General features: G+C 71.6%; 19 protein-coding genes, 1 tRNA gene and 2 pseudogenes. 16 read left to right on the top strand and 6 right to left on the bottom strand.

The window, feature by feature from the left end:
* Positions 1-135 precede the first annotated feature (135 nt).
* A complete protein-coding gene (locus ACIQMR_RS16240) occupies positions 136-1,419 on the bottom strand; it encodes an ABC transporter substrate-binding protein (RefSeq protein ID WP_401386752.1) in 1,284 nt (427 codons plus the stop codon).
* Positions 1,420-1,625: 206 nt separating this feature from the next.
* On the opposite strand from ACIQMR_RS16240, the gene ACIQMR_RS16235 reads away from it, so the two are divergent.
* The 3 genes from ACIQMR_RS16235 to ACIQMR_RS16225 are packed head-to-tail and all read left to right on the top strand — an operon-like array spanning position 1,626 to position 5,227.
* Positions 1,626-2,141, top strand: a complete 516-nt coding sequence (locus ACIQMR_RS16235) for a PadR family transcriptional regulator (protein ID WP_401386750.1) — start codon at positions 1,626-1,628, stop codon at positions 2,139-2,141.
* Positions 2,138-2,929, top strand: coding sequence for an ABC transporter ATP-binding protein (locus ACIQMR_RS16230; protein ID WP_401386747.1), 792 nt, complete (start codon positions 2,138-2,140; stop codon positions 2,927-2,929). The genes ACIQMR_RS16235 and ACIQMR_RS16230 overlap by 4 nt, the downstream gene beginning before the upstream one ends.
* A 3-nt stretch (positions 2,930-2,932) precedes the next feature.
* Complete coding sequence (locus tag ACIQMR_RS16225; protein ID WP_401386744.1) at positions 2,933-5,227, top strand: FtsX-like permease family protein; 2,295 nt, start codon at positions 2,933-2,935, stop codon at positions 5,225-5,227.
* Positions 5,228-5,311: 84 nt separating this feature from the next.
* Here the strand turns inward: ACIQMR_RS16225 and ACIQMR_RS16220 are convergent, their stop codons facing one another.
* Positions 5,312-6,385, bottom strand: coding sequence for a hypothetical protein (locus ACIQMR_RS16220; protein ID WP_401386742.1), 1,074 nt, complete (start codon positions 6,383-6,385; stop codon positions 5,312-5,314).
* A 363-nt stretch (positions 6,386-6,748) separates the two neighbouring features.
* Entirely contained in the window at positions 6,749-8,029 is a 1,281-nt protein-coding gene (clpX, locus tag ACIQMR_RS16215; protein ID WP_401386739.1) for an ATP-dependent Clp protease ATP-binding subunit ClpX, read from the bottom strand.
* Positions 8,030-8,125: 96 nt separating this feature from the next.
* Here clpX and ACIQMR_RS16210 point away from each other — a divergent pair, with 96 nt between their 5' ends.
* The gene (locus ACIQMR_RS16210) at positions 8,126-9,232 is read left to right on the top strand and encodes a TetR family transcriptional regulator (RefSeq protein WP_401386737.1); all 1,107 of its coding nucleotides are present in this window, start codon (positions 8,126-8,128) and stop codon (positions 9,230-9,232) included.
* Between the two features lie 48 nt (positions 9,233-9,280).
* Here the strand turns inward: ACIQMR_RS16210 and ACIQMR_RS16205 are convergent, their stop codons facing one another.
* The gene (locus tag ACIQMR_RS16205; RefSeq protein WP_401386916.1) at positions 9,281-11,113 is read right to left on the bottom strand and encodes a SpoIIE family protein phosphatase; all 1,833 of its coding nucleotides are present in this window, start codon (positions 11,111-11,113) and stop codon (positions 9,281-9,283) included.
* Here ACIQMR_RS16205 and ACIQMR_RS16200 point away from each other — a divergent pair.
* Positions 11,084-11,209 (top strand) — tRNA-His (locus tag ACIQMR_RS16200). The two genes, ACIQMR_RS16205 and ACIQMR_RS16200, sit on opposite strands and share 30 nt — an antisense overlap.
* A 270-nt stretch (positions 11,210-11,479) precedes the next feature.
* On the opposite strand, the pseudogene ACIQMR_RS16195 reads toward ACIQMR_RS16200, so the two are convergent.
* Together ACIQMR_RS16195 and ACIQMR_RS16190 are read right to left on the bottom strand one after the other, a co-directional pair.
* Positions 11,480-12,055: pseudogene (locus ACIQMR_RS16195) on the bottom strand (histidine kinase); the annotation flags it as partial.
* Between the two features lie 107 nt (positions 12,056-12,162).
* Positions 12,163-13,446 carry a Tm-1-like ATP-binding domain-containing protein gene (locus tag ACIQMR_RS16190; protein WP_401386734.1) on the bottom strand — a complete coding sequence of 428 codons (1,284 nt, stop codon included), beginning with the start codon at positions 13,444-13,446 and terminating at the stop codon, positions 12,163-12,165.
* A gap of 133 nt (positions 13,447-13,579) precedes the next feature.
* Here ACIQMR_RS16190 and ACIQMR_RS16185 point away from each other — a divergent pair, with 133 nt between their 5' ends.
* The 11 genes and pseudogenes from ACIQMR_RS16185 (at position 13,580) to hypA (ending at position 23,271) form a co-directional block, all read left to right on the top strand.
* A complete protein-coding gene (locus tag ACIQMR_RS16185) occupies positions 13,580-13,870 on the top strand; it encodes a hypothetical protein (protein ID WP_401386731.1) in 291 nt (96 codons plus the stop codon).
* A 191-nt stretch (positions 13,871-14,061) separates the two neighbouring features.
* Positions 14,062-15,770: pseudogene (locus ACIQMR_RS16180) on the top strand (enoyl-CoA hydratase-related protein).
* Positions 15,771-15,828: 58 nt separating this feature from the next.
* Positions 15,829-16,917 (top strand): hydrogenase expression protein HypE, encoded by a 1,089-nt coding sequence (locus tag ACIQMR_RS16175; protein ID WP_401386728.1) that lies wholly within the window; start codon positions 15,829-15,831, stop codon positions 16,915-16,917.
* Between the two features lie 82 nt (positions 16,918-16,999).
* Entirely contained in the window at positions 17,000-18,778 is a 1,779-nt protein-coding gene (locus tag ACIQMR_RS16170; RefSeq protein WP_401386913.1) for a nickel-dependent hydrogenase large subunit, read from the top strand.
* Complete coding sequence (locus ACIQMR_RS16165; RefSeq protein WP_401386725.1) at positions 18,775-19,356, top strand: hypothetical protein; 582 nt, start codon at positions 18,775-18,777, stop codon at positions 19,354-19,356. The genes ACIQMR_RS16170 and ACIQMR_RS16165 overlap by 4 nt, the downstream gene beginning before the upstream one ends.
* Positions 19,353-20,018 (top strand): DUF5947 family protein, encoded by a 666-nt coding sequence (locus tag ACIQMR_RS16160; protein ID WP_401386722.1) that lies wholly within the window; start codon positions 19,353-19,355, stop codon positions 20,016-20,018. The genes ACIQMR_RS16165 and ACIQMR_RS16160 overlap by 4 nt, the downstream gene beginning before the upstream one ends.
* Positions 20,015-20,656, top strand: coding sequence for a DUF6084 family protein (locus tag ACIQMR_RS16155; RefSeq protein ID WP_401386720.1), 642 nt, complete (start codon positions 20,015-20,017; stop codon positions 20,654-20,656). Before ACIQMR_RS16160 ends, ACIQMR_RS16155 begins: the two co-directional genes overlap by 4 nt.
* Complete coding sequence (locus ACIQMR_RS16150) at positions 20,653-22,059, top strand: hypothetical protein (RefSeq protein WP_401386717.1); 1,407 nt, start codon at positions 20,653-20,655, stop codon at positions 22,057-22,059. The genes ACIQMR_RS16155 and ACIQMR_RS16150 overlap by 4 nt, the downstream gene beginning before the upstream one ends.
* Positions 22,056-22,583, top strand: coding sequence for a hydrogenase maturation protease (locus tag ACIQMR_RS16145; protein ID WP_401386714.1), 528 nt, complete (start codon positions 22,056-22,058; stop codon positions 22,581-22,583). The genes ACIQMR_RS16150 and ACIQMR_RS16145 overlap by 4 nt, the downstream gene beginning before the upstream one ends.
* A gap of 10 nt (positions 22,584-22,593) precedes the next feature.
* Positions 22,594-22,704, top strand: coding sequence for a DUF6893 family small protein (locus tag ACIQMR_RS16140; protein WP_401386712.1), 111 nt, complete (start codon positions 22,594-22,596; stop codon positions 22,702-22,704).
* A 174-nt stretch (positions 22,705-22,878) separates the two neighbouring features.
* Positions 22,879-23,271, top strand: a complete 393-nt coding sequence (hypA, locus tag ACIQMR_RS16135; protein ID WP_401386709.1) for a hydrogenase maturation nickel metallochaperone HypA — start codon at positions 22,879-22,881, stop codon at positions 23,269-23,271.
* Position 23,272 lies beyond the last annotated feature (1 nt).

Raw genomic sequence — 23,272 nt, 5'->3', positions numbered from 1 at the left:
TGTCAACGGTCATGCGGAAATGAGAAGAGAGTTGGGCGATATGCCCTGATGTATCCGCACGGTTCGAGTCCCATGCGATGTGATCCCGTTACCTAACAGGTAGGTAGGGTGAGAAAGGGAAGCGTGAGAGAGAGGTCAGCCCCGGCGCGCGACGGCCGACAGCTCCCCGGCCAGCCGGCGCACGGCCGCCGCGGGATCCTGGTGCTGCGCCATCGCGTCGTGCACGACGGCCTGCACGGCCAGGCTCACCTGCTCGTACCGTGCGCTCTTCGGTCGCGGCGCCGCCGCGAGCACGCTCGCCCGCAGGGCGGGCAGATAGGGGAACTCCCGGATCAGCGCGGGGTCCTGGTACAGCGCGGCGCGCACGGGCGGCAGCGCGCCCTCCGTCAGTACCTTCCGCTGCACGGGGGCGCTCGTGAGGTACGCGATCAGATCGCTCGCCGACTCGGGGTGCCGGGACCGGGTGCTGACCGCGAGATTCGATCCGCCCAGCACGCTCGTCCCGGCCCCGTCGGGGCCGGGCAGCGGCACGGCGCCGAACTTCCCCGCCACCGGCGAGTCCTTGCCGGAGGCGCCGGCGTACGCATAGGGCCAGTTGCGCAGGAAGAGCAGCCTGCCGTCCTGGAAGGCCTGCCGGGATTCCTCCTCCTTGTACGTGAGCGCTTCCCTGGGGATCCAGCCGTCACGCACCCCGCGGGCGAGGAAATCGACCCCGGTGCGGGCCGCCGCCGAGTCCACGGTCACCCGGCCGTCGTCGCCGAGGATCGTGCCCCCGGCCGAGTAGACCGCCTCCGTCGCGTTGACCGTGAGGCCCTCGTACGGGAGGAACTGGCCCGCGTAGCCGTCGAGGCCGTGCCGCGGGGCGATCGTCCTGGCCTGGCGTTCCAGCTCCGTCCAGGTCCGCGGCGGCCGCTCGCCCTCGCGGTCGAGGACGTCCTTGCGGTAGTAGAGCATTCCGGCATTCGTGACATACGGGACGGCGTACAGCTTGCCGTCGTACGTCGCCGTGTCCACGACCGGCGGCAGGAAGCTGTTCAGCGGGAAACGCCGGGACTCCAGCGGGGCTATCCAGCCCGCGGCGGCGAACTCCGAGGTCCAGGCGACGTCGATGTTGAGGATGTCGAACCGGCCGTCGCCCGAGCGAAGCCCCGTCGTCATCTGCGCACGGGTCTCGTCGGCGGAGTCCGGCAGCTCGACGAGCGTGACCTTCTCGCCCGGGTGGCCCCGGTTCCAGCCCTCCAGGAGGGGGCCGAGATAGCCGGTGAGATCGCCCGCCGTGGCCAGCGTCATGGGCCCGCGCCCGTCGCCCCCCGCGGGGTCCGCCGTCGCGTCGCCCGACTGCGTGGGCGCCGACACGTAACCGGTGAGAACGACCGCCGCGACCAGGAGACCCCTACCCGCGGCACGTATCCACCGCATAGGTTCCTCCTTGCACACCGGCGCCGGGCATCGTCGTCCGCGTCAGGGGCATGTATACCCGTTAGGCATGGGCGATACTAGGCCCCGTATCGGATGACGAGAGCGATCCGGGCCACACGGCCACCTTACGGACGCGGTGCGGACCGCCCTCGGCAGGCAGTCGGACCACGCCGGCAGGCGGACACCAGGGAGGAGGGGGAGCACACGTGCGTCTGCCCCTCCTGGCTCTCCTCTCCCGAGGCCCCGCCCACGGCTATGAACTCAAGCAGGACCTTGAGCAACTGCTGGGTGCCGCGTACCCTCAGCCGAACGTCGGCCAGATCTATGTGACGCTCGGGCGACTGGAGAAGTCGGGGCTGATCGAGGGCGAGGAAGTCGCCCAGTCGAGCCGGCCCAACAAGAAGATCTACCGCCTCACCGAGGCCGGGACGGAGGCGCTGCGCGCCTGGTTCGAGGACACGGCGGACGAGCCGCGGGTGCGGGACGAGTTCTTCATGAAGCTCGCGCTCGCCCCCAGGACCGGACTCGCCGACCAGATCGCCCTCATCAACAGACAGCGACGCGAGTACCTCAACACCATGCGCAATCTGTCGAAGCTGTCCGCGACCGAGGACCGGGACAACCGCATCGCCCAGCTGCTGATCGAGGGAGCCATGCTGCATCTGCAGGCCGACCTCGACTGGCTGGAGCGCTGCCAGGAGGAGCTGGAGGGGCTGGAATGAGCCACACCGCCGACCACCCCGACCACCCCGCCGACCAGGACGTTCCCGCTCCGGCGCCGCTGCTGCGGGCCGAGGGACTCGTCAAGACCCACCACGGCGAGGGCGCCCCCGCCCACGCCGTACGCGGAGTGGACCTGTCCGTCCGGCACGGGGAGTTCGTCGCCGTGACCGGCCCCTCCGGAGCGGGCAAGTCGACACTGCTGCATCTGCTCGGCGGACTGCAGCGGCCCGACAGCGGAAGCCTGTGGCTCGACGGCGAGCGCACCGACTCCTACAGCGAGGCCCGCTGGGCGATGGAGCGGCGCCGCCGGATCGGCATCGTCTTCCAGTTCTTCAACCTCGTGTCGAACCTCACGGTCGCCGACAACGTCGAACTGCCCGCCCTGCTGGCTGGCACCGGCCCCCGGCAGGCCCGCGCCGAACGGGAGAAGCTGCTGGCCGAGCTGGGCCTGGAGAGCAAGGCGCGCAGCATGCCGGGCGAGCTGTCCGGCGGCGAGCAGCAGCGCGTCGCGCTGGCGCGTGCCCTGGTCAACCACCCACGGCTGCTGCTGGCCGACGAGCCGGCCGGCAGCCTCGACAGCAAGGGCACCCGCGAGGTCATGCGCCTGCTGTCCCGCTTCCACCAGCGCGGCCAGACCATCCTGCTCGTCACCCATGACGCGCGGCTCGCCAGCGCCGCCGACCGGGTCATCAGCTTCTTCGACGGCCGCATAGCCGACGACGCCGAGCTGGGCGGCACGCCCTCCCGGGGCACCGGACTGGCCGGCGTCCTCGAACTGAAGGACTGACCCGTGCGGGCCACCCTGCGCTGGGCACACGCCGATCTGCGCACCCACCGGGGCGAGGCGCTGTTCATCGTCTCCGCAACCGCCGGAATCGTCGCCGCGCTGCTGCTCGCCGCCGCGCTCTTCGGCTACGCCACCAACCCCTGGCAGCGGGTCTTCGCCCAGTCCCACGGGGCGCACGTCTGGATCCACACCGGGCCCTCCGCCGACCCCGGCCGGCTCGCCCGCCTGGACGGCGTCGAGACGGTCTCCGGCCCGTACAGCACCTCCTCGGCCACCGTCGCCTCCCGCGGCGCACGGGCCGCCGTCGAACTGCGCGGCGCCGGCGCCGAGCCGCCCGCCACGGGCCGTCCCCTGCTCACGTCCGGCCGCTGGCTCAGCCCCGGCACCCCCGACGGCGTCGTCCTGGAGAGCAGCCTCGCTCGTGCGCTCGTGGCCGGGCCGGGCGATGTCCTGAACCTGTCCGGCACCTCCCGGACCCTGACCGTCCTCGGCGTCGCGGACAGCGCCGAGCCCCGGTACCGCGCCGGAGAGCGCTCCGGCACCGTATGGGCGCTCCCCGACCGGGTACGGGGGACCGGTGACCGGCCAGGACACGTCATCGGGCTGCTGCTCACCGACCCCGACGACACCGACTACGCCGTGCAGCGCGCCGTCACCGTCCTCGGCGCCGGAGCCGTCACCGACGTCTCCAGCTGGCAGCAGGCGCGGGCCGAGGCCCAGGGCGACACCCGGCTGCTCGGCCAGGTGCTCGGGCTCTTCGGACTCGGCGCGCTGCTCGCCGCCGCGCTGGCCGTCTTCGGCGCGATCAGCACCCGGGTGCGCGGCCATCTGCGGGACATCTCCGTCCTCAAGGCCATCGGTTTCACCCCGGGCCAGGTCGTCCGCGTCTTCCTCGTCCAGCACCTGGCGTTCGCCGTCCTCGGGGCGGTCGTCGCCACCGTGCTCACCGAGACCCTCGGCAGCCGCGTCCCCGGAAGGCTCGGCGAAGCGGTCGGCGTCTGGCAGGGGCTTCCCGGGCACACGGCGGTACTGCTCGCGGTGCCCGTCGCCGCCGTGCTGTTCATCGGCGCCACCACCTGTCTCGCCGCATGGCGGGCCGGACGCGTGCCTCCCGTGCCGGTGCTCCCGGCCGGGGTCGCCCGCGGCGGCAGGCTGTCCGGACCCGCCCGAAGAGCCCTGGGCCTCGGGCTGCCACCGGCCCTGGTCCTCGGCTGGCACCGGGCCTTCGCCCGCGGCCCGCAGGCACCCGCCACCATCGTCCGGCTGGCCCTGCCACTCCTGCTGATCACCGTCGCGCTGAGCGCCTGGACCACCATCGCCCGCTTCGAGAGCAAGCCGGAGGAGCTGGGGCTCGCCGCCGCCCTCACCGCCCGGGCCGACGCCGGCCTCGGCGACCGTGAGGCGCTCAGCCTGCTCGATGCCCACCCGCAGGTCGCCGCGGCCCATCCGGGCGTCGAGACCGCCGCGCTCGTCCCGGGGCAGACGGGCACCATCGCGCTGCGCGGGCTCGGCACCCGCGAGCAGCCCTATCCGTTCACCGTCGCCGAGGGCCGGGCGGCGCACGGCCCCGACGAGGCGGTGGCCGGACAGGGGCTGCTCGATCTGCTCGGCGTACGCGTCGGCGACTGGGTACGGATGACCGTCGGCGGACACCCCCAGATCCTGCACATCGTCGGCCGCAGCATCGAACCGGAGAACGGCGGCCGGACCGTCTCCACCTCGCTCGACACCCTCCGCGAGAACGACCCCGCGCTGCGCGCGACGCTCTTCCAGCTGCAACTGCGCCCGGGCGCCGACCCGGCCGAGGTCCGCACCGAGCTGACGGACGCCTCCCGGGGCAGGCTCGACATCCACGAGGTCACCAGCCCCGCGGACCGGCTCTCCCCGATGCGCGGTGTCGTCGCCGGTCTCATCGCCGTACTCGCCCTGATCGGGCTCACCGAACTGTCGACCGCGATCGGCGGCAGCGTACGGGAGGGAGAACGGGACCTGCTGGCCCTGAAGGCGATCGGGCTCTCCCCGCGCCAGATCACCGCGGTCACGGTCTCCGCGATCGGCTGCACCGCGCTCGCCGCCGCGATCGCCGGAGCGGCCCTGGGAGTGCCTCTCGCCCGCTGGCTGATCGACGCGGAGGGCCGCTCCAGCGGTATCGGCGCCGGAATCGCCCAGGCCCCGTCCCCGCTCCATCTGCTGTTGCTCGCGGTCGCCGCCGTCCTGGGCGCGACCGCCCTCGCCGCACTGCCCGCCGCGCGTGCCGCGCGCCGCAGACTCGTCGACACCCTCAGCGCGGTCGCCTGACACCGTCGCGTACGGGCGTCATGGGCGCGCCGGGAACACCGGCAGGTGGACGGGGCTTCGGGGCCGCTGCTCAGGGGTCGCTGCTCAAGGCGAACCGAGCGAGTGCCACTCCGACCACTCGTCGTCGTCGTTCGGGACGGTCTGCCACATGTACCGGTAGGTGCCGTCGTGGAAGGGGGCGAAGACCTCTATCTGGTCGTGGCGGTTTCGCACGACAGCGAGATGACCTGCCGGGTTGCCGCCGAGCGGTTGCCAATCCGACCAGTTGATGCGGTCGTTGCGGAGGCCGGTCTGCCAGATGTGCTGGAGGACGCCGTCCTTGATGGCGAAGACCTCCAGCCGTCCATCGCGATTCGGGACGACCGCCGGCTCGTCCTCCATGTGGTCGCCGAGCGGTTGCCAACCGGCCGTGGACCAGGCGCCGTTGGCGGTGACCTGCCAGATGTGCAGGAGGACGTGATCGGTGCTGCGGGCGAAGAGCTCCATCCGGCCGTCGGCATTGAGAGCGAACGCCGGGAAGCCGTCCAGCTTCTGGCTTCCGGGGAGCTTTGCCCAGGACTTCGCCCATCCGTTGTTGGCGGCTGTCTGCCAGATGTGCTGTATTGCTTGGTCGCGGTCGCGGGCGAAGACCGCCAGCCGCCCATCGGCGTTCTGGGCGGCCACCGGATTGCCGCTCAGGTAGCCGCCCAGCGAGCTCGGAGGGAACCACCCGTTGATGTTGGGCCGCTGGGCGTCGTGTTCAAGACTGTAATCGGGGTTGCGGACGAAGACCTCCAGCCGGCCATCGGCATTCTGATTGACCGAAGGGTTGCCGAAGCATGCTCCGAAGAGCACCTTCCAGCCCGACCAGTCGTACTCGTTGTTGGGGTCCTTCTGCCAGTTGTGCTCAAGGTTCGCCTGGTCCTTCACGCCCGTGGGGAAGAGGGCGAAGACCTCCAGCCGGCCGTCGCGGTTCGGAGCGACCACGACCCTGCTCGCTCGCTTCTTGGAGTCGCCGAGTGTTCTCCACTCCGACCAGTCGGTGTTGTCAGGGTTGAGCTGCCACGTGTGCTTGACGGTACCCTCGGAATCCCGGGCGAAGACGTCCAGTCGGCCGTCCAGGTTGCGACCGACCCAGGAGAACGTCGTGCCGTACTGCACAGCAACTGTGGTGGCCATAACACTTCCCGCTTTCTGACTCGGCGATTGTCCGCGCGGTGACATGGAGAGCGCGATGACATGGGAACCACTCGCAGTGCGCCGGCCGAGGACCCATTGCCGCGGCGAAACCACGGCAGCGACGTCACCTGGGCAGGCCAACTGCGAGGTTGTCGCTCGACCATCGGATTTCGTGAGATCGGAGAGGCTGCGTACCGGAGACCCTTCGGCGCCGTCCTGATGATTGAAGGTGGCGCGAATCCCTGTCGCTCGTAAGCCTTTTACGACGATACGCTCGACCCGGTTCATCCGCATGCCGGTCCTGCGGGAGGACGCCGAGCGCCGAGTTCACCGGCAGACCGCGGCGACCTGGAGCATCCCCACTCAGGCGGGCTGGTCGCCCAGTTGCTCCGGCGGCCGGCGGGTGACGACGAGCGGGCCGGCGTCGTCGCGGACCGTGTGCTCGCCGATGACGACCTTGACCACGTCCTCGCGGCTGGGGATCTCGTACATCACGGGCCGCAGGACGTGCTCCATGATTCCCCGCAGCCCTCGCGCGCCGGTGCCGCGCAGGACGGACTTCTCGACGATGGCCTCCAGCGCCCCGTCGCTGAACTCGAGCTCGACATCGTCCATCTCGAACAACCGCTGGTACTGCTTGACCAGAGCGTTCCGCGGCTCGGTGAGGGTCTTCAGCAGGGCGGACTTGTCGAGCTTCGACACCCGGGCGATGACGGGGAGCCTGCCGATGAACTCCGGGATGAGCCCGAACCTGATCAGGTCGGCCGGCATCACCCGGGCGAACACGTCCCCGTCGTCGGTCCCGCCCGAATCCCCGTCGCCGGGCCCGACCCGGGCGGCGAATCCCAGGCCGCGTCTGCCCACCCGGTCGTCGATGATCGTCTCCAGACCCGCGAACGCGCCGGCCACGATGAACAGCACGTTCGCCGTGTCGATCTGGATGAACTCCTGGTGGGGGTGCTTGCGGCCGCCCTGCGGCGGCACCGAGGCGGTCGTGCCCTCAAGGATCTTCAGCAGGGCCTGCTGCACACCCTCGCCGGACACATCGCGCGTGATCGAGAGGTTCTCGCCCTTGCGCGCGATCTTGTCGATCTCGTCGATGTAGATGATTCCGGTCTCGGCGCGCTCCACGTCGTAGTCGGCGGCCTGCAGCAGCTTCAGCAGGATGTTCTCCACGTCCTCGCCGACATATCCGGCCTCGGTGAGCGCGGTGGCATCGGCGATCGCGAACGGCACCTTCAGCAGCCGCGCCAGGGTCTGCGCCAGATAGGTCTTGCCGCAGCCCGTGGGCCCGAGCAGCAGGATGTTGGACTTGGCCACCTCGACGGGATCGTCCCCGTCCTCCCTGCCGCGGACCCGCTTGTAGTGGTTGTACACGGCCACGGCCAGGGACCGCTTCGCCGCCTCCTGGCCGATGACGTAATCGTCGAGGAACCGGTGGATCTCCGCCGGCTTGGGCAGCTCGACGAGCGGGGTCTCGGTGACCTCCGCCAGCTCCTCCTCGATCAGCTCGTTGCAGAGCTCGACGCACTCGTCGCAGATGTGGATGGCGGCCGGCCCGGCGATGAGCTTCCTCACCTGCTTCTGGCTCTTCCCGCAGAACGAACACTTCAGCAGTGAGCCCTCGTCACCGATGCGTGCCATGTACGTGCCCAGCCCCCTCCGGATGGTCTCGTCATCCAGATGTTACGGTAATTTGTGCGCCGCGGGGACGGCGGCACAACGCGGACGGGGAGAACGATGGCGCGGCTCACCAGGGCGGAGACGCAGGAGCGGACCCGTGCCCACGTGCTGGCCGCGGCCCGGGGCGAGTTCGCGGCGAACGGCTTCCGGGCCGCGAGGATCGATGCCATCGCCGAACGGGCCGAACTGACCCGAGGCGCGGTCTACTCCAACTTTCCCGGCAAGCGCGCCCTGTACTTCGCCGTCCTCGCCGACCTCGCCGAGCGCCCGCCCACGCCGGGCGGGCCGGCTCCGCGGCCGGGCCGCACGGCGGCCGAGGCGCTCGGCTCGCTCGCCAGGGCCTGGGCCACCCGGCTGGCACCCGAGGGCCAGGACACCGCGACCGCGCGGCTCGGAGTGGACCTGATACCGGAGATCGTGGCGGACGAGCGACTGCGACTGCCGTTCCTCCAGCTCCAGAAGCTGAACGCGCTCCTGGTCGCGCTGGCGCTGGAAGGCGTCCGGCCCTACGAAGCGGTTCCCGGGGCGCCGCCACGCCGTGCGGTACGACTGGCCGAGACCGTCCTCACGACGCTGCACGGCGCGAGCCGGATGGCCGCCGCCGCACCCGGCTTCATCGAGCCCTTCGACGTCGTCAGCGCCTGTGAGCAGCTGGCGGGGCTCGACCTGAGCGACTGGTGGGCGCCGCCCACCCCGGCCCTGCCCGCACGGCTCGTCGACGAGCCGTGGGCACCACCGGGAGCGAGGGACCTCGTGCGCGGCGGGCCGGCGCTCCTCACCGGTGACGGCGTGGTGGCCGTGCTGGGTCTGCACCGCCTGTCCGCCGTCGAGGAGGCGGTCCGTGCCGCCGCGCCCGGTACCCCCGTCACCGCCGTCCTCGTCACCGGCGAGCCCGGCGAGCTGGCACCACTGGCCCGGCTGATCGTGGCGGAGCTGGGCGCGTGCCTGCGCGAGGCCTTCCCGCGCTTGTCGTGGCCGCGGCTGCAAGTGGTGTGCGATGCCTCGGGAGCTGTCGCCGCCGCGGCGGGCGTCAGCGCCGTCGACGACACCACCGAGTCCGCCGTCCTCATCGAAGCGGGCCGCGTCCGCTCACGGGCCGAGGGCCGTGCCGCCTGTCACGCCGTGTCCGTCTCCGCCTCCGTGACGCAACCGACCGCCGGCTGACCCGGACGCCCCTCGGGCGGGCGGCGGGCCGGAGCAGGGGCCGGCGGCTCAGAGCGGTTCGGTGTCGAAGAGGCGGAGCAGCGCCTCGCCGTCGGCGTCCGGGTCCGAGGTCGTGCCGGGGAGGGGCTGCTCCGCCCAGATGATCTTGCCGTCGGCCGTGTACCTCGTACCCCAGCGTTCGGAGAGCTGGGCCACGAGGAACAGCCCTCGTCCGCCCTCGTCCGTCGTCGCGGCGTAGCGCAGATGCGGCGACGTGCTGCTGCCGTCGGCCACCTCGCAGGTCAGCCCCTCGTCGTACAGCATCCGGACGCGGATCGGCTGGGTGCCGTAGCGGATCGCGTTGGTGAGCAGCTCGCTCAGGATCAGTTCGGTGCTGAACGCCAGCTCGGTCAGCCCCCAGTCCGTCAGCTTGGCGACGGCCGCGGCACGCATACCGGCGACGGCGCTGGGGTCCGACGGCACGTCCCACTCGGCGACCCGGTCGGCGCCCAGAGCACGGGTGCGCGCGATGAGCAGCGCCACGTCGTCCTTCGGGCGTGCCGGCAGCAGGGCGTCCAGTACGGCCTTGCAGGTCTGCTCCGGTGTGCGGTCGGCGTGGGCGAGGGCGCGGCGCAGCAGCTCGATGCCGACGTCGATGTCACGGCTGCGGTCCTCGATGAGCCCGTCGGTGTAGAACACGAGCTCGGTCCCCTCGGCGATCTCCAGCTCCGCGCTCTCGAACGGCATGCCGCCCAGCCCGAGCGGCGGTCCCGCCGGCAGTTCGGGGAACTCCACCGTGCCGTCGGGCCGGACCAGCGCGGGCAGCGGGTGCCCCGCCCGGGCCATGGTGCACCGCCGCGAAACCGGGTCGTAGATCGCGTAGATACAGGTGGCCCCGGTCATCGCCGGGCCGTCCGGACTGCCGCCGAGGCCCATCTCGTCCTGGTCGATCCGCCCCACCAGGTCGTCGAGGTGGCCGAGGAGCTCGTCGGGCGGCAGGTCGAGCGTGGAGAAGTTGTGCACCGCGGTACGCAGCCGCCCCATCGTCGCGGCCGCGTGCAGCCCGTGACCGACGACATCGCCCACCACCAGGGCGACCCGGCTGCCCGGCAGCGGGATCACGTCGAACCAGTCGCCGCCCACCCCGGACTGCGCGGGCAGATAGCGGTGCGCCACCTCGACGGCGCTGTGCTCCGGCAGCGCCCGCGGCAGCAGGCTGCGCTGCAGCGTCACGGCCAGGGCGTGCTCGCGGGTGTAACGGCGGGCGTTGTCCACGGACACCGCGGCGCGCGCCACCAGCTCCTCCGCCAGCGACAGGTCCTCCTCCTCGAACGGACCGGGCTTCTCCGAGCGCCAGAAGTTGGCCACCCCCAGGACGGTTCCCCGGGCCTGCAGTGGCACGGTGATCAGCGAGTGGATGCCGTACTCGACGATCGCCTTCGTGCGCTCGGGATCCTGTGCACGCCAGCCCAGCGCCCTCGACAGATCCGGCACGACCTCCGCGCGGCCGGTGCCGAGCCCGCGGGCCTGCGGCGTCGACGGGAGGAACGCGATCAGCCTGCCCCGCTCGTAGAGCGGATGGTCGTCACGGATGCCGCTGACGGCGGTGCGGCGCATGTCCGACGCGGAACCGTTGGGCTCCTCCCCGTTCAGGACGGGATCGGCGAGGTCGACGGTCACGTAGTCGGCGAAGGAGGGGACCGCGACCTCGGCCAGCTCCTCGGCGGTACGCGCGACATCGAGCGTCGTGCCGATGCCCACGCCCGCGTCGTACAACAGCTGGAGGCGTTTGCGCGCCACCTCGGCCCGGCCCGTCAGCGCCTGGAGCTCGGTGGAGTCACGAATGGTCGCGACCGTGCCCAGCGGACCGCCGGGACCGTCCGTGGACCGCTGGTTCACCACGAGCAGCCGGTCCCCGGCCGTGAGCACCTCGTCCGTGGCCGCTCTGCCGGAGGCCAGCAGCTCGGCCGTCGCGGGTTCGAGTCCCGTCAGGTCCCGCACGGGCCGGCCCTCGCAGTCGGAACCCAGCCCGAGCAGGCGTCTGGCCTCGTCGTTCGCCAGCAGGAGCCTGCCGTCACCGGCGACGATGACGACGCCCTCCCGTACGGCGTGCAGAACGGCGTCGTGGTGTTCGTACATGCGGGTCATCTCGGTCGGCCCGAGACCGTGGGTCTGGCGTTTCAGCCGTCTGGTGGCCAGCGCCGTGCCCGCCGTGGCCAGCGCGAGGCCCGCCGCGCCCGTGCCGAGGATGACCGGCAGCTGCTGGTTCACTTCGCCTGTCACGTTCTTCACGGTGAGACCGGCGGAGACCAGCGCCTCGACCTTGCCGTCGGGCCCGGTCACGGGGACCACCGCCTGCACCTCCCGGCCGAGCGGGCCGTCGACGCTCTCGAGGATCACCTCGCCGCGCAGGGACGGTTCGATGGTGCCGACGAAACGGTGCCCGATCCGTTCCGGCTGCGGATGGGTGTACCGGATGCCCTTGGTGTCCATGACGACGATGAAGTCGACGCCCGCGCGCTTGCGTGCCTCCTCCGTTATCGGCTGGAGCACCTTGGACGGATCGGGCGAGTTCAGGGCATCGCTGAGCCCGGGGGAGTGCGCAAACGATTCCGCGACCGCGATCGACCGGTTGCGTGCCTCACGGTCGCTGTCGTGCCGGGTCTGGAGGACCAGGGCGAGGATCGTCCCGAGAACGAGCAGCACCACGACCGCCACCTGGAGGATGAAGACCTGCCCGGCGACGCTCCTGGGGCGTTTGCCGATCAGTGGCCGAACCGACACGCCCCGCAATCGGTCGAAGCGCCTGATCACGCTGTCCTTTCTAGCACCGCTTGGCCCCATGGGGCTATATGCGGAAACAGCCGGTCACGTGCAGGTGTACGGTCCGGGACCGGGGTCCGGCGGCGCCGTCGGCACTCCGGACGCCGTGAATCCCGGCCGCGCACCCGTCAGGCGCGGTCCTCGGCGGACGCCTTCCCGGCGCCGGTGATCAGCCGGTGCAGCCGCTCCGCCGCGGCACGCCCGAAGGCCGGGTCATTGATGTGGGTGGCGAAGTCCACCACTTCCACAGTGCTCTCCCGCAGCCCGTCCCGCAGCGCCGCGAAGAGTGCCGCGTCCGCGACCGGGTCGTGGTACGGCCCTTCCCGCGCCCCGAGCGTCGACAGCCCGCGCAACGGGACGCACACCTCGGCCGGTCCCGTGGCGTCCCGCAGCTTCGAGGCGATGCCCCTGCCCAGTTCGGCGCACTCCGGCGCGGTCGTACGGATGACGGTGATGGACGGGTTGTGGACCCGCACGTCGCGGTCGCGCAGCCGCGCCGGAAGCGAGTCGACCGGGCCGAACTTCACCATGTCGAGTGCGCCCAGGCTCACCACCTGCGGAGTGCCCCGGCGGCCCGCGGCGCGCAGCCGGTCCGGGCCCGCGGTCAGAATGCCCCCGACCAGTTCGTCCGCCAGTTCGCTGAGCGTCAGGTCCAGCACGCCCGCGAACAGCCCCTGTGCGGCCAGCGATTCGAGCGTACGACCGCCGGCGCCGCTCGTGTGGAACACCAGCACCTCGTAACCGAGCTCGGTCAGCCGCTCCCGTGCCGCGTCGACCCCGGGGGTCGTCACCCCCGCCATGCTCGCCGCCACCAGCGGCCTGCCGCTCGCGCCGGGACCGCCCGCGGCGAGGCTCTCCGGCCGCAGCGCCCGGGGAGCGGCGGCGAACCCCTTCGCCATGCCGGCGACGGCGTCGACGGCGTTCGCCAGGACCGGGGCCGAGATCGTGTTGACGCCGGCGATGTCGACCACGCTGTACATCATCGTGATGTCCGTGGCGCCGACGTACGGCGAGACATCGCCGGAGGCCATCGAGGAGACCATCAGTTTCGGTACGCCGAGAGGCAGTCCCCGCATGGCCCGTGTCGCGATGGACGTACCGCCGCTGCCGCCGACGGCCAGCACACCGTGCAGCCGTCCCGCCTCGTACAGACGAAGGACGATCTCGGCCGCGCCGTGGGCCATCGTCGTCACGGCCGCACCACGGTCCCGCTCGTCCCGCAGCCTGCTGAGATCGGCGCCCGCCGCCCAGGCCACCTGGGCGCGCGGGACGTCCGCACGCAACCGGGGCTCACCCATGACGCCGGCGTCGATGACGACGACCTCGACGCCGTGCCGCAGCAGCCGCTCCCGCAGCCACGCGTACTCGATGCCTTTGGTGTCGAGGGTGCCGAGCAGCGCGACGATCGTCATGCTGACAATGTCCGGGACGATCGACAAAGCGACAAGGGCGCCTCACGCGCCGGTCGGCGGGCCGCCCGCCGGCCTGCGGACCACCGTGCGGCGGACTTACGCTGGACTACGCGTGCCACCGCGGAGGTGTGCCATGTCGCGCAACCATCACTTCCACGTCGACCGGGGCGATCATTCGATCACCGTGAACGTCGGCCCCGGCAGGACCGGGGGAATCGAGCTCCTGGTCGACGGCAAGGTGATCGCCTACCGGCGCGAACACGGTACGGGGACGACCGTGCTGAGCGGCGAGCTGCCGGACGATCCCGCCCGCGGGTTCGTCATCCGGGTGCACCAGCCGCACCTGGTGCGGATCAAGCCCGGCTGCACGCTGGAGCTGGACGGCGTGGAGTTCCCCATGCCGGAGCGGTACACGGCCTTCTGAGGGCGAGGGCCGCCGGGCCCGCCGCGTCACCGCGTCACCGGCGTCATCGGCGCCGCCGATCGGTCGCGCAGGTGGTCGCTTTCGAGTGACCCCGGCGGCTCCGTACCGACCGCGGCGGCCCGCCGGGGCGGACGATCGCAGACGGCCGGATTCCCACCGGCCGTCAGCCGCCGGATCCGGTGAAGGCCGCCATGCACATCCTGCTCATCGCCAGTGCCTACAACAGCCTCACCCAGCGAGTCCACGCGGAACTGCGGGACCGCGGACACACCGTCGCCGTGGAGCGCACGCCGCACGGCGATGCCGTGCGGGACGCCGTTCGCCGGCACCGGCCGCGGCTCGTCATCGCCCCCATGCTGAAGACCGCCGTCCCGCGTGATGTGTGGACCCGGCACACCTGTCTCGTCGTCCACCCGGGACCCGTCGGGGACCGCGGGCCGTGCTCCCTGGACCGCGCCGTCCAGGAGGACGCCCGGTCCTGGGGTGTCACCGTGCTCCAGGCGGACGAGGAGATGGACGCCGGCCCCGTGTGGGCCACGGCCGACTGCGTCCTTCCGCCGCTCGCCAAGAGCGATCTGTACCGGGGCGAGATCTCCGACGCGGCACTGGCCGCCGTCCTGCTCGCGGTCGAGCGCTTCACCTCCGGTACGTACACGCCCCGGCCCCAGGACCCCTCGGCGGTCGAGGTCAGGGCCCGGCCCTACCTCCGCCAGGAACACCGGCGGATCTCCTGGGAGGACGACCCCACCGAGACCGTCCTGCGCAAACTGCGCGCCGCCGACTCACAGCCGGGAGTCCTGGACGAGCTGCTCGGCGGCGAATGGTTCCTCCACGGGGGCCATGCGGAGGATCGGCTGCGGGGCCGGCCGGGAGAGCTGCTCGCCACCAGGACCGGCGCCGTCTGCCGCGCGACCACCGACGGCGCGGTGTGGATTCCCGAACTGCGCCCGCGCCGCCGCCCGCAGGGACCGGCCGGCGTGAAACTCCCCGCCACACTGGCCCTCGCCGGCCGCCTCCCGGCACTGCCGGAACGTCCCGCCCCGCTGCACCTCGGTGACCGGCGCCGCACCTGGACCGACATCCGGTACCGGGAGGAGGGGCCCGTCGGCCTGCTGTCGTTCTCCTTCCCCGGCGGTGCGATGAGCACGGCGCAGTGCCGCCGTCTGCTCGACGCCTACCGTGTGGCCTGCTCGCGGCCCACTTCGGTCCTCGTGCTCGGAGGCGGCAGGGACTTCTTCTCCAACGGCATCCACCTCAACGTCATCGAGGCGGCCGCCGACCCGGCGGCCGAGTCCTGGGCCAACATCAACGCCATGGACGACCTGGTGGAGGCCGTTCTGACCACCACGGACCGACTGGTGGTGGCCGCTGTCGGCGGCAACGCGGCCGCGGGCGGGGTGATGCTCGCGCTTGCCGCGGACGAGATCTGGTGCAGGGCGGGTTCGGTGCTCAACCCGCACTACCGCCTCATGGGCCTGCACGGCTCCGAGTACTGGACGTACTCCCTGCCCCGCCGGGTGGGCGCCCCCTCGCCGAGCGCCTCACCCGGGACGCGATGCCGGTGACGGCCGCCGCCGCACTGCGGTACGGGCTGGCCGACCGGGTCGTCGACTGCGGACCACAGGATTTCACCGCCGAGGTCACCCGGCTGGCGGCACGACTCGCACCCTTTCCGGCGACCGCGTCCCGGATCGCGTCGAAGAAGGCGGAGCGGGAGCGCCACGAGGCGACGAAGCCCCTTGCCGCCTACCGCGAGGAGGAACTGGCCCGCATGCTCCGCACCTTCTCCGACCCCACGGCCGCGTACCACCGGTTGCGCCGGGCGTTCGTCCGCAAGGAACCCCCCGACGGCACCCGGCCGGACGAGGCCGCGGTGGCAGCCGGTTCCGCAGCCTGTTAGCAAGAGAAGAAGGCCCGCATACGGGTCTTCTGTCGCATACCTCCCAGGAGACGCCCACATGGATGCAGGAACGCCGACCACGGTCGACGCCGCGGCCTCGTCCGGCGCGGCCGCAACCGACGAAAAGCCGATCCATATCCTCTGGATCAACGCGGGTCTGAGCTGCGACGGCGACTCGGTCGCGCTGACCGCCGCCATGCAGCCGAGCATCGAGGAGATCGTGCTCGCCGGGCTGCCGGGACTGCCGAAGATCCAAGTCCACTGGCCGCTCATCGACTTCGAGTGCGGCCCGGTCGGCGGCGCCGACACCTTCATCGAGTGGTTCTTCAAGGGGGAGCGCGGCGAGATCGACCCCTTCGTGCTCGTCGTCGAGGGTTCCGTGCCCAATGAGTCGATCAAGCAGGAGGGCTACTGGTGCGGCTTCGGCGACGACCCGGAGACCGGCCAGCCCATCACGACCAGCGAATGGATCGACCGGCTGGCGCCCAACGCGCTCGCCGTCGTCGCGATCGGCACCTGTGCCACCTACGGCGGTATCCATGCGATGGCGGGCAATCCGACCGGCGCGATGGGCGTGCCCGACTACCTGGGCTGGGAGTGGAAGTCCAAGGCGGGCATCCCCATCGTCTGTGTGCCCGGCTGCCCGATCCAGCCCGACAACTTCGCCGAGACGCTGACGTATCTGCTCTACCAGGCGGCGGGCTCCGCGCCGATGATCCCGCTCGACGACAAGCTCCGTCCCACGTGGCTGTTCGGCGCCACCGTGCACGAGGGCTGCGACCGGGCCGGCTACTACGAGCAGGGCCAGTTCGCCGAGACGTACAACTCGCCCCAGTGCCTGGTCAAACTCGGCTGCTGGGGCCCCGTCGTCAAGTGCAACGTGCCCAAGCGCGGCTGGATGAACGGCATCGGCGGCTGCCCCAACGTCGGCGGCATCTGCATCGCCTGCACCATGCCCGGCTTCCCCGACAAGTTCATGCCGTTCATGGACGAGCCGCCCGGCGGCAAGCTCTCCAGCACCGCGAGCGGCGCGTACGGCGCGGTGATCCGCAGGCTCCGCAACATCACGGCCAGGACCGTGGACAAGGAGCCCAAGTGGCGTCACACCGGAGAGAAGATCACCACCGGCTACCGCCCGCCGTGGTGACGCACCCCCAGGACACCGGCCCCACCAGCTCCCGTTCGAAGACCTGAAGCTCGAAGACGTGAAGAAGGGCACCGCAGACACGATGGCGACACAGGCGAAGAAGGCCGGCGACGGCCTGGTGGAGATGTCCTGGGATCCGATCACCCGGATCGTGGGCAGTCTCGGCATCCACACGAAGATCGACTTCAAGCAGAAGCGGGTCGCCGAGTGCTACAGCACCTCGTCCGTCTTCCGTGGCTACAGCGTCTTCATGCGGGGCAAGGATCCGCGCGACGCGCACTTCATCACCAGCCGCATCTGCGGCATCTGCGGTGACAACCACGCCACCTGCTCGGTCTACGCGCAGAACATGGCGTACGGGGTGAAGCCGCCGCACCTCGGCGAATGGATCATCAACCTCGGCGAGTCCGCCGAGTACATGTTCGACCACAACATCTTCCAGGAGAACCTGGTCGGGGTCGACTACTGCGAGAAGATGGTCCGCGAGACCAACCCCGGTGTCCTGGAGCTGGCGGAGCGCACCGAGTCGCCGCACGCCGCGGAGCACGGCTACCGCACCATCGCCGACATCATGCGCTCGCTGAACCCGCTCGAGGGCGAGTTCTACCGCGAAGCCCTCCAGGTGAGCCGCTACACCCGGGAGATGTTCTGTCTGATGGAGGGGCGCCACGTGCACCCCTCCACCCTGTACCCGGGCGGCGTGGGCACGGTCGCCTCCGTCCAGCTCTTCACGGACTACATGACCCGGCTCATGCGCTACGTCGAGTTCATGAAGCGCGTCGTCCCGCTGCACGACGACCTCTTCGACTTCTTCTACGAGGCACTGCCCGGCTACGAGGAGGTCGGCCGCAGACGTGTGCTGCTCGGCTGCTGGGGAGCCCTCAACGACCCGGAGTACTGCGACTTCACGTACGCCAACATGACCGACTGGGGACGGAAGATGTTCGTCACCCCCGGCGTCATCGTGGACGGCAAGCTCGTCACCAACGACCTCACCCAGATCAACCTCGGCATCCGGATCCTGCTCGGCAGCTCGTACTACGAGGACTGGGAGGGCCGGGAACAGTTCGTCACCCACGACCCGCTCGGCAACCCGGTCGACCCCCGCCACCCCTGGAACCAGCACACCATCCCCGCCCCGCAGAAGCGGGACTTCGACGACAAGTACAGCTGGGTCATGTCCCCGCGCTGGTTCGACGGCAAGGAACACCTGCCCCTGGACACCGGAGGCGGCCCCATCGCCCGGCTCTGGTCCACGGCGCTGTCCGGCCTCGTCGACATCGGCTACGTCAAGGCCACCGGCCACAGCGTCGTCATCAACCTGCCGCGCACGCTCACCAAGCCGGAGACCACCTTCGAGTGGAAGATCCCGCAGTGGAGCAACGCGCTGGAGCGCAACCGCGCCCGCACCTACTTCCAGGCGTACGCCGCCGCCGTCGCCCTGCACTGCGCGGAGAAGGGGCTGGAGGAGGTACGCGCCGGGCGGACCCAGACCTGGGAGAAGTTCGACGTACCCGACGAGTCCATCGGAGTCGGCTTCACCGAGGCCGTGCGCGGCGTCCTCTCGCACCACATGGTCATCAGGGACGGCAAGATCGCCAACTACCACCCCTACCCGCCCACCCCCTGGAACGCCAGCACCCGCGACACCTACGGCACGCCCGGCCCCTACGAGGACGCCGTGCAGAACACCCCGATCTTCGAGGAGAACCCGCCGGAGAACTTCAAGGGCATCGACATCATGCGGGCCGTCCGCAGCTTCGACCCCTGTCTGCCGTGCGGCGTCCACATGTACGTCGGCGGCGGCAAGACCGTGAAGTCGATGCACGTGCCCACCGGACTGAGCGGTCTCGCCGGATGAGCGCGGTCACCGCGGAACAGGCGGGCCGGCGCGTCGAGGAGATCCTCGACCGGCTGGCGGCCGGCGGCGACGAGCGGGCGTGCACGGCCGCGGAGGAACTGGTGCGGGTCCTGATGGACTTCTACGGAGCGGGGCTGGCCAGGACCGTCGAGCTGCTCGGCCGCCCCGCCGGCGGACAGCACGAGGCCCAACCGCAGCCCGCACCGCTGTCCGGACTGCTCGGCGACGGACTCGTCTCCAGCCTGCTGGTCCTTCACGACCTGCACCCCGAGGACATCCCCACGCGGATCGCGCGCGCCCTGCGCGGTGTCCAGCACTCGCTCGAGTCGGCCGGATTCGACGAGACGACCGGAGTCCTGAGGCTGCGCCTCACGGGCTCGACGGGCTGCGGCTGCCCCAGCACGCAGGAGGTCGCCCGGCAGGCCGCCGTGGAGGCACTTGCCTGCTTCGCCCCCGAGGTGACGGCGGTGGAACTGGATCCGGTCGCCGCCCCGCGCGAGCCGGCGCTCCTCCAGATCGGTATCGGCCCGCCGGACAGCGCAGTCGCCGCCGGCCGGTCCCCGGCCGCGGCGACGTGAGCGCGTACCCGAAGGGTCCGGGGCGGCCGCGGCCCGCCCCGGACCTCCGTGGACTGCGCCGCTTCACGGCGCCCCGGGCGCCTCGCGAGGAACGCTGCGAACTGTGCGGCGTACCGCTGCCCGACGACCGCCACCGGCACCTGGTGGACACCGAGCAGCGGCGGCTCGCCTGCGCCTGCACCCCGTGTGCCCACCTCATGGACCGGCCCGGCGCGTCGCAGGGACGCTTCCGGGCGGTGCCCGGCCGCTACCTCTCCGACCCCGGTCACCGGATCGACGACACCACCTGGGAACTCCTGCGGATCCCGGTCGGAGTCGCTTTCTGCTTCCGCAACTCCGCACTCGACCTCCCGGTCGTGCTCTACCCGAGCCCGGCCGGCGCGACCGAGAGCGAGCTGGAGCCCTCGTCCTGGGAGACCCTGCTCGCCGCCACATCACTCGCCGGCATGCTCGAACCCGACGTGGAGGCCCTGCTGTTGCGCCGCACCGACGACAGCACGGAGTGCCATCTGGTGCCGGTCGACAGCGCCTACGAACTGGTGGGCCGGATGCGGCTGAGCTGGCAGGGCTTCGACGGCGGGGCGGAGGCCCGCGCCGGTCTCGACGCCTTCTTCGACCGCGTACGCCGGCAGGCCGCCCCGCTCCAGGAGAGCAGGTCATGACCCAACTCACCTTCACCTGTACGGGAGTACGGGCCGATCCGTACGCCGCAGGACCCACGCTCGTCTTCCAGCTGCGGATCACCGCCTCCGAGGGCACGCGGGTCCACGCGCTCGCCCTGCGCTGCCAGTTGCGCATCGAACCGGCCCGGCGCGGCTACGCCGACGACGAGGCCGACGGAGTGCGGGACCTCTTCGGGGAACGCTCACGCTGGGGCAGCACCCTGCACCCGCTGCAGTTCGCACAGGTCTCGCTCATGGTGCCCGGCTTCACCGCAGAGACCGAGACCGACCTCGTCGTGCCCTGCACCTACGACATGGACGTCGCCGCGACCCGCTACGCCCACGCGCTGAGCGAAGGCGAGGTACCGCTGCTGATGCTCTTCTCCGGCACCGCGTTCACCGGCGCCGGCGGCTTCCACGTCGAACCGGTGCCCTGGGACCGGGAGGCGCCGTTCCGGATGCCGGTGAAGATCTGGCAGGAGATGGTCGAGCAGCACTTCCCCGGCTGCGGCTGGATCCGGCTGCCCCGCGACAGCATGGACGCCCTGCTCGCCTTCCGGTCACGGCGTGCCCTGCCGTCCTGGGAGTCCACGATCGCGGCGCTCCTCGACGCGACGGACGAGAGGACGGCCCCATGACCACCGCCGTGTTCACCCCGGCGACCGAGGCCCGGCTCGCCACCGCACGCCAGGTGGCCGACGCCGTGCTCTTCGAGGGCTATGTGCTGTACCCGTACCGGGCCTCGGCCGCCAAGAACAGGCTGCGCTGGCAGTTCGGGGTGCTCGTGCCGCCCGCGTGGAGCGCCGGCTGCGAGGAGCACGAGTTCCAGCACACCGAATGCCTCATGGAGCCGAAGCCCGGCGCGAGCCTCGCGGTCGAGATCCGCTTCCTGCACACGCGGCGGCGCATCGTGCAACAGGCAGGCGCGAACGGCGCGTTCGAGACGGTCGGCGAACTCCGCCTCCACGACCGGGTCCTGGTCCCGTGGGACGAGGGCGTGGAGGAACGCGTCGAACTGACCGTGCCCGTGAGCGCGCTGGCCGGCGAGGGCACGGCCTTCCCCTTCACCCGGCCCGCCGGCGAGGAGACCGAACCCGTCCAGGACGACGCCGGTCGCACGGTGGGCAGGCTCGTACGCCGCCGGGAGGAGGTCAGCGGGGTCGTACGGCTCTCCGCGGCCGAACTCGACGGCCCCTACCGCACGATGCGGCTGACCGCCGTCGTGGAGAACACGAGCACCTGGATGCCGGAGCCCGGCGCGGAACGCGACGCGGCCCTGCCGCACTCGCTGGTCGCCAGCCATCTGCTGCTGTGCCTGGACGCGGGCGCGTTCCTCTCGATGACCGATCCGCCCCAGTGGGCCAAGGGCGCCGTCAAGGCCTGCCGGAACCTGCACACCTGGCCCGTCCTCGCGGGCGAACCCGGCCGCGCGGACCTCGTGCTCTCCTCGCCGATCATCCTGGAGGACCACCCGGCCATCGCGCCGGAGAGCCCGGGCGCCCTGTACGACGCGACCGAGATCGACGAGATCCTGGCCCTGCGCACCGCGGCCCTCACCGACGAGGAGAAGCGGGAGGCCCGAGGCACGGACGCCCGGGCGGCGGCGGTCGTCGAGCTGGCCGACTCCATGCCCCCCGAGGTCCTGGAGCGGCTGCACGGCGCGGTCCGCAGCCTCAAGGAGATCAGCCGGCCAGGGCCCTCTGGGTTCGGTGAACACGGCACCGCCAGGCCTCAAACGCCCTGGTGGGACCCGGGGGGCGACACGGGCGTCGACCCGGAGCACGACCAGGTCGTGGTCGGCGGCGTGCCCGTGGGCGCCGGCAGCCGGGTCGTGCTGCGGCCGGGGCTGCGCCACAGCGACGCCCAGGACCTCTTCCTCCACGGCCGCGCCGCGATGGTCGAGGCCGTCCTGCACGACGTGGACGGCGGTGTGCACATCGCGGTGACCGTCGAAGGCGACCCGGGCGCCGACATCCGCCGGGAGCAGGGCCGGTTCCTGTACTTCCAGCCCGACGAGGTCGAACCCCTGGGGGAGTCGTGAACGACAACCGGACGCTGGTCGCCGGCGTCGGCAACATCTTCCTCGGCGACGACGGCTTCGGCGTCGAGACCGTACGCGCGCTCACGAGTCGTCAACTGCCGGGCCATGTCGAGGTCATGGACATCGGCATCCGGGGTGTCCACCTCGCCTACCAGCTCCTCGACGGCTACGACACCCTCGTCCTCGTCGACGCGACCGCGCGCGGCAGCGAGCCCGGAACGCTCCATCTGATCGAGGCCGGCGCGTCCGACGGGACGAGCACACCCGGCGGCACCGACGGCACCGGCGGCACCGCGGACGGCGTGCCGCTCGACGGCCACCGGATGTCACCGGACGCCGTCCTCGCCCTGCTGGACACCCTCTGCGCGGGCACGGGAGCCCACCCGCCGCGCCGTACCTTCGTCGTCGGCTGCGAACCCGCCCGCGTCGACGAGGGCATCGGACTCAGCCCGCAGGTGGCCGCCGCCGTACCGGAGGCGGTCCGGATGGTCATGGACCTGGTGCACCACACAGCCCTGACATGAGGAGCACACCGTGAACAAGAAAGTCGTCGGCGGAGCCGCCGCCGCTGCCACCGCGCTGGCCGCCCTCGTCAAGGGGATCTTCCCCGACCTCAAGCGTTACCTGCGCATGCGCCGGATGTGACGCGGCGTCGCGTGAGCGGACGCGGGCACCCGGCGGCTGCACCGAACGGCGTACGCAACCGGGTGCCGTCGGCGTGCCGGTCGCCCGGGCCCCCGCGGCCGCGCCTGTAATGGGCACGGCCGCGTCGCCTGTCATCGGGCCGCACGGGCCGACTGCCCCGCAGGACGGAGACCGATGCACGAGATGTCCATCGCGCTGGCCGTCGTCGACCAGGTCGAGGAAGCGGCGCGCTCCCACGGCGCCACCGCGGTGCGCACCGTACGCCTGCGGATCGGCGAACTGGCCGGAGTGGTCCCCGACGCGCTCGCCTTCTCCTTCCAGCTCGCCTGCGAAGGGACCGTTCTGGAAGGAGCCGCGCTGGTCACCGAGCCCGTTCCCGGCCGCGCCCGCTGCGCGGCGTGCGCGGACGAATGGGCGGTGGGCATGCCACCGCGGCTGTGCTGCCCGGAGTGCGGGCAGGCGACCGCGGAGCTGGTGGCGGGCCGTGAGCTGCGGATCGCGGCCGTGGAGTGGGACGACGACCCCGCGGACGTACGCGTCCGCCAACCGATCTCCGAGGAGGGCTGAT

The sequence above is a fragment of the Streptomyces sp. NPDC091376 genome (assembly GCF_044757085.1).
In the GTDB taxonomy this organism is placed as follows: domain Bacteria; phylum Actinomycetota; class Actinomycetes; order Streptomycetales; family Streptomycetaceae; genus Streptomyces; species Streptomyces pratisoli.
Note: the sequence above shows the minus strand (reverse complement) of the source record. Positions and strands in the feature narration are given on the sequence as shown.